The 6000-nt window shown below is 72.9% G+C and carries 5 protein-coding genes; 3 read left to right on the forward strand and 2 right to left on the reverse strand.

Going from position 1 to position 6000, the window contains the following annotated elements:
- Nucleotides 1-20: 20 nt before the first annotated feature.
- Nucleotides 21-788, reverse strand: coding sequence for an SDR family oxidoreductase (locus ACO1BR_RS14090; protein ID WP_426795400.1), 768 nt, complete (start codon nucleotides 786-788; stop codon nucleotides 21-23).
- Nucleotides 789-1004: 216 nt separating this feature from the next.
- On the opposite strand from ACO1BR_RS14090, the gene ACO1BR_RS14095 reads away from it, so the two are divergent.
- From ACO1BR_RS14095 to ACO1BR_RS14105, 3 genes are all read left to right on the forward strand, one after another.
- Nucleotides 1005-2267, forward strand: coding sequence for an exo-beta-N-acetylmuramidase NamZ family protein (locus tag ACO1BR_RS14095; protein ID WP_426795401.1), 1263 nt, complete (start codon nucleotides 1005-1007; stop codon nucleotides 2265-2267).
- A gap of 172 nt (nucleotides 2268-2439) precedes the next feature.
- Complete coding sequence (locus ACO1BR_RS14100; protein ID WP_426795402.1) at nucleotides 2440-3330, forward strand: SigB/SigF/SigG family RNA polymerase sigma factor; 891 nt, start codon at nucleotides 2440-2442, stop codon at nucleotides 3328-3330.
- A gap of 103 nt (nucleotides 3331-3433) precedes the next feature.
- Nucleotides 3434-4750, forward strand: a complete 1317-nt coding sequence (locus ACO1BR_RS14105; RefSeq protein ID WP_426795403.1) for an MFS transporter — start codon at nucleotides 3434-3436, stop codon at nucleotides 4748-4750.
- A gap of 80 nt (nucleotides 4751-4830) precedes the next feature.
- On the opposite strand, the gene ACO1BR_RS14110 is transcribed toward ACO1BR_RS14105, so the two are convergent.
- Nucleotides 4831-5853: a LysR family transcriptional regulator gene (locus ACO1BR_RS14110; RefSeq protein WP_426795404.1), complete on the reverse strand. Its 1023-nt coding sequence runs from the start codon at nucleotides 5851-5853 to the stop codon at nucleotides 4831-4833.
- Between the last annotated feature and the right edge of the window lie 147 nt (nucleotides 5854-6000).

Raw genomic sequence — 6000 nt, forward strand, 5'->3', positions numbered from 1 at the left:
GGGCCCGTTGCGCCCGGCGGTCAGCCCTCGCTCCGCTCCTCCAGCTTCCGCTGGAGGTGGTTCATGGCGCCCAGCCACCGGTCCGGGTCGGCGGCCCGCGCGGTGTAGTAGTCCGCGACCTCCGGGTGCGGCAGGACCAGGAAGCGCCCCTCGTCCATGGCGGCGAAGAGGGCGTCGGCGACGACCTCGGGCTCCACGGCGGTGGGCGTCAGGACGAGGTCCCCGGCGGCCCCGGTGGCGGCCAGCATGTCGGTCCGTACGCCCTGCGGGCAGATGGCGTGCACGTCGATGCCGCGGTGGCGGTAGGTCAGCGACAGCCACTCGGCGAAGGCGTAGGCGCCGTGCTTGGTGACGCTGTACGGAGCCGCGGCGACCATGGTGAGCAGGCCCGCGGCGGACACGGTGGAGACGAACCGGCCGCCGCCGCGCGCCAGCCATTCCGGCACCAGCTCGCGGGCCGCCCGGACGTGGGCCATGACGTTGACGTCCCAGGCCAGCGCCCAGTCGTCCTCGGGGGCGTCCGGGCCGCCGCCGGTACCGACGCCGGCGTTGGCGCAGAAGATGTCGATGGCGCCGCCCAGCGCCTCGCGGGCCTGCGGCACGATACCCGAGGCATCGCCGGTGACCGCGGTCGCCCCGATCTCCTCGGCGGTCTTGCGGGCCTTGGCCTCGTCCAGGTCGTTGACCACGACGCGGGCGCCCTCGGCGGCGAACCGGCGGGCCAGTGCGGCCCCGATCCCGCCGCCCGCTCCGGTCACGACAACGGTCTTGTCCCGTACGGCTGCCACGCTGTGTCTCCTTCGCTCGCTCCGGGTCGCCCGACTCGCTGGCAGGCAGACTAACCAGTCGGTATGTCCGAGCGGAAGAGCGGGTTTCCGACACCGCACCGGTTTCGGGCACGGCACCGGCTTCCGGCCCGGCCGGGCTCGTTCCGTCCCGGGGCGCGGAGCGTTAGCGTGCGCACGACACGGATCCGGTCCGGCACCGACCACGGAGGGGTGCGCATGGCTCTGTCGAGACGCGTTCTACTGGGGCAGCTGGCGGCGACCGGAGCGGCCGCGGCGGCGGTCACCGCGGCCCCCGCCCAGGCGGCGCCGCGGCCCGGCGGCCGGCGGGTGCACACCGGCTTCGACCGGCTGGCCGCCGACGGCTACCGCCTGCTGGACGGGCAGCGGGTCGGCATCGTCACGAACCCGACCGGGGTGACCCGGGACGTCCGGCACATCGTCGACGTCATGCACGCCGACCCCCGGGTCCGGCTGACCGCCGTGTTCGGCCCCGAGCACGGCTTCCGGGGCACCGCCCAGGCGGGCGGCTCGGAGGGCCGGTACACCGATCCCGCCACCGGGCTGCCGGTCTACGACACCTACGACAAGAGCGGCCGGGAACTGGCGGACATCTTCGCCGAGTCCGGCGTGGACACCGTCGTCTTCGACATCCAGGACGTCGGCGCGCGCTTCTACACCTACATCTGGACGCTCTACGACTGCATGGTGGCGGCCGTCGCGGCGGGCCGGCGGTTCGTGGTGCTGGACCGCCCCAACCCGGTCACCGGCCGGGCCGCGACCGGCCCCCTACTGGACCGGAAGTACTCCTCGTTCGTCGGCCGGGAGCCGATCTCGCAGGCGCACGGGATGACGGTGACGGAGCTGGCGCGGCTCTTCAACGGCGAGTTCGTGCCGCGGGCCGCCGGGCGGCCGGTGGCACTGGAGACGGTCGCGATGACCGGCTGGCGGCGCACCGACTTCTTCGACGCGACCGGGCTGCCGTGGGTACCGCCCAGCCCGAACATGCCCACCGCGGACAGCGCACTGGTCTACGCGGGCACCTGCCTCTTCGAGGGCACCAATCTCTCCGAGGGCCGCGGCACCACCCGGCCCTTCGAACTCCTCGGCGCCGAGGGCATCGACCACCGGTGGGCCGCCGCCGCCACCGAACTGGGCCTGCCCGGCGTGCACTTCAGGGAGGCGTACTTCGCGCCGACCTTCTCCAAGTTCCAGGGCCGGACGGTCGGCGGGCTCCAGCTGCACGTCCACGACCGCTCCGCGTTCGATCCGGTGCGCACCGGTATCGGCCTGCTGGTGACGGCCCGGCGGGTCTGGAAGGGCTTCGCCTGGCGGGCCGACCACTTCGACCTGCTGACCGGGTCCGCCACCGTGCGCACGATGATCGACGCGGGCGCCGGGACCGACGAGATCGTCGCGGCCTGGCAGGACGGACTGGTGCGCTTTCGTGCGGTGCGGGAGCGGTATCTCCGTTACCGCTAGCGGTTCTTGGGGGCCGACGGCGCACCGCACCGCCGTCGCGCACCACTCGCCACGCCCGCCTGACCGACCGTCAGGACAGCTGCGACCAAAAGCCCGAGGGAGATGTTTCGTTCCGCGAACGAAGGGCAGATGCCGCTTACCGGACCATGATCGAAAATATGGGAGGGCAGCCATGACGACGGCAGTGGCCACCATCGGAACGCGGCACGGCCAGGGCCCGGACCACCGGCTCCTCGGCTCCGGCACCGACGGACTGCCGTACGTGGCGGACGCCTCCGCGGTGGCCCCGAAGGACGCCAAGGCGCTGTCCCGGCCGTTCTTCGAGCGGCTCGCCGCGCTGGAGGAAGGCACCCACGCGTACCAGTACGTGCGCAACACGCTCGTCGAGATGAACCTCTCCCTGGTGCGGTACTCCGCCGCGCGGTTCCGCAACCGCGGCGGCGACCCGGGCGAGATGGAGGACATCGTCCAGGTCGGCACCATCGGGCTGATCAAGGCCATCGACCGCTTCGACGTGTCCCGCGAGGTCGAGTTCACGACCTACGCGATGCCGTACATCGTCGGCGAGATCAAGCGGTTCTTCCGGGATGCCACCTGGGCCGTCCATGTGCCGCGGCGGCTCCAGGAGTTGCGGATCGAGATCGCCCAGGCCAAGGAGCGGCTCTTCGCCCGCCTGGACCGCGAGCCCACCGTCGCCGAGCTGGCCGGGCACCTCGGGCTGAGCGAGGAACAGGTGATCGACGGGCTGATCGCCGGCAACGGCTACACCGCCGGATCGCTGGACCAGCCCGCCGACCCGGCCGAGGTCGAGTCGGCCCGCCCCCTCGCCGACGCCCTCGGCGAGGAGGACCCGCGGCTCCGGCTCGCCGAGGACATCCATGCGCTGTCCCCGCTGGTGCGGCAGCTGGACCGGCGGGACCGCCGGATCCTCACCCTCCGGTTCGTCCACGAGAAGACGCAGTCCGAGATCGGCACGGAACTGGGCGTGTCGCAGATGCACGTCTCCCGGCTCCTCGCCCGGATCCTGGACCGGCTCCGGGCGGGGCTGACCGGCCAGTCCTGAGCCGCCCGGTCCCCGAGCATCCGTCAACTGCCGGGTCTCACTGGACGAGACGGCCGGATCCCGTTGTTGACCGCCCCGTACCACGGGCGTGAGAGTGCGGCTCGTGCAGAGCGAAACCACTTCACACCAGGCCACGGCGCCGTCCGCGGAGAACAGCGAGAGCCTGCGGCGGGTCGCCGTGGCCTCGTTCATCGGGACCGCCATCGAGTTCTACGACTTCTACATCTACGGCACCGCCGCGGCCCTGGTCCTCAACCAGGCGTTCTTCCCGACGCTCGCCCCGGTCAACGCCACCCTCGCGTCCTTCTCCACCTACGCCGTGGCGTTCGCCGCCCGGCCGCTCGGCTCGGTGGTCTTCGGGCACTTCGGCGACCGGGTCGGGCGGAAGTCCGTACTGGTCGCCTCACTGCTGCTGATGGGGCTGTCCACGGCGTGCGTCGGGCTGCTGCCCGGCTACGGCACGCTGGGCCTCTGGGCGCCGCTGCTGCTGATCCTGCTGCGCTTCCTCCAGGGCATCGGGCTGGGCGGCGAGTGGGGCGGGGCAGCGCTGCTGGCGGTCGAGCACGCCCCGCGCGGCCGCCGGGGGCTGTACGCCGCGTTCCCGCAACTCGGGCCCTCCGTAGGGTTCTTCGCGGCGACCGGGGTGTTCTGGCTGCTGTCGGAGGGGATGAGTGACGCGGCGTTCCGCTCGTGGGGCTGGCGGGTGCCGTTCCTGCTGTCGTTCCTGCTGGTCGGCGTGGGGCTGTTCGTCCGGCTGAAGATCAGCGAGACCCCGGTCTTCGCGAGGGTGCGGGACGCCCAGGAGGCCGCCAGGGTGCCGGCCGTCGAGGTCTTCCGGCGGCATCCGCGGGAACTGCTGCTGGGCGCCGGCGGCATGGTCGTCGCGTACGGCCTCTTCTACACCGCGACCACCTACTGCCTGTCGTACGCCACCGGCGCCCTCGGCGTCCCCCGGACCACCATGCTCGGCCTGTCCCTGGTCGCCTGCCTCTTCCTGGCGGCGGGCACCTGGCTCGCGGCCACCCGCTCGGACGGCGCCGGGCGCCGCCGGCTGATCCTCGGCGGCGCCGGGCTCGCGGCCGTCTGGGGAGCGGTGCTCTTCCCGCTGCTGGACACCCGGCAGCCGGTGCTGATCGCGCTGGGCATCGGGGGCGCGCTGTTCTGCATGGGCGTGGTCTACGGCCCGATGGGCGCGTATCTGCCGGAGCTGTTCGGTACGACGGTGCGTTACTCGGGCGCGTCGCTGGCCTACAACCTGGGCGGGGTGCTGGGCGGCGCGGTCGCCCCGCTGGTCGCCACCCGACTCCAGCCGGCGTTCGGCTCGGCGTCGGTGGGCTGGTACGTCAGCGCGATGGCGGTCGTCTCGCTGGTGTGCGTGCTGGCGCTGCCGGAGACCCGGGAGCGCGAGCTGCTGGGCTGAGCGGGTCCGTGCGGGGTCCTCGCGGGGATCCCGCACGGAGCGGCCGTGCCCAGGGGCTCACGGGCACGGCCGCCACCGGTTCAGGGCCGCAGCCACCACCGTTCGCTCTCCCAGGAGAGCGCCTCCCAGAGGCGGTTGAGGGGGTGCTCCGGCGGATACGCGTCCCGCTCGCCGCGCCGGGAGAAGACGCCGACCAGGACCTCCGTCCGGGGGCCGACCTCCCCGACGATCTCCAGCGTGCGCAGCCCGCCGGCCTCCGGGAGCCGGCCGTCCGCCGCCGCCTCCCCGATGCCGCGGGTGACCAGCATCGCGCCGCTGACCACGCCCGAGCGCAGCAGCTCGAAGCCGTAGTGGGCGGCCTCTATCTCGGCCGCCACGGTGAGCCTCTGGCGGTAGTCGCTGCCGTACCACGACGTCAGGAAGCGGCCGATCAGACCGCCCGCGGAGACCACCAGCGGCAGCCGGGGCAGGTCGCCGGCGCTGAACGAGGCACCCGGCAGCCGGTCCGGCGGCAGGTTCGTCAGCAGCGACAGGCCGCTGCGCCGCCACTCCATGACCTCGTAGGGCGCGAGGAGTTCGGCCTCCTCGCCCTCGGTGACCACGACGCTGCCGCAGACCAGGTCCAGTTCCTGGGTGCGCAGCTTGGTGAACAGGTCGCCGGTGCGGACGTGGGTGACCTTCAGGTCGACACCATCGCGTTCGTAGTCCGCGCTGACGTGCTCCACGGCGTCCAGGAGGAAGCCCAGGGTGTAGCGGGTAGTGCCGACCGAGAGCGTACGGCCGAGCCGGCGGCGGGCGTCGTGGACGCCTTCGGCCCACTCACCGAGCGTGCGCCGCGCCAGGTCGACCAGTGCCTCACCGGTGGCGGTGAACAGCGCGTCTTGTCCCCTCCCCTGCTTCAGCACCAGTTCCTCGCCGCACAGTGCGGCGAAGGTGCGGTTCATCGTGTCCAGTTGCTTCTGCACGCTGGACTGCTCGCGGCCCAGCCGGCGGGCGGCCCCCAGCGCCGTCCCCGCCTCGTGCACCACGATCAGCGTGCGCAACTGGTCCATCGTCGTATCGAGCAGTTCCGTCGGGTACTGCTCCGGACCTGGCACGGCCATGCGCCCCTACCGCCCCTACTCGCTTTCCCGTCCCCCGAATTCAGGAACGAGCAGCATAGCCGCACGGGAAAACCCCTCCAGGCGGTGACCACCGCCACGGCGGCGTGGGCGGCGTGGGCGGCGTGGCCGGCGCACACGGCAGGGGGG

The organism is Streptomyces sp. YGL11-2, from assembly GCF_050054615.1.
In the GTDB taxonomy this organism is placed as follows: Bacteria; Actinomycetota; Actinomycetes; order Streptomycetales; family Streptomycetaceae; genus Streptomyces.

Coding starts and splice junctions, on each gene's coding strand:
- ACO1BR_RS14095 (WP_426795401.1), top strand. CDS start 1,005: ATGGCTCTGTCGAGACGCGTTCTACTGGGGCAGCTGGCGGCGACCGGA.
- ACO1BR_RS14100 (WP_426795402.1), top strand. CDS start 2,440: ATGACGACGGCAGTGGCCACCATCGGAACGCGGCACGGCCAGGGCCCG.
- ACO1BR_RS14110 (WP_426795404.1), bottom strand. CDS start 5,853: ATGGCCGTGCCAGGTCCGGAGCAGTACCCGACGGAACTGCTCGATACG.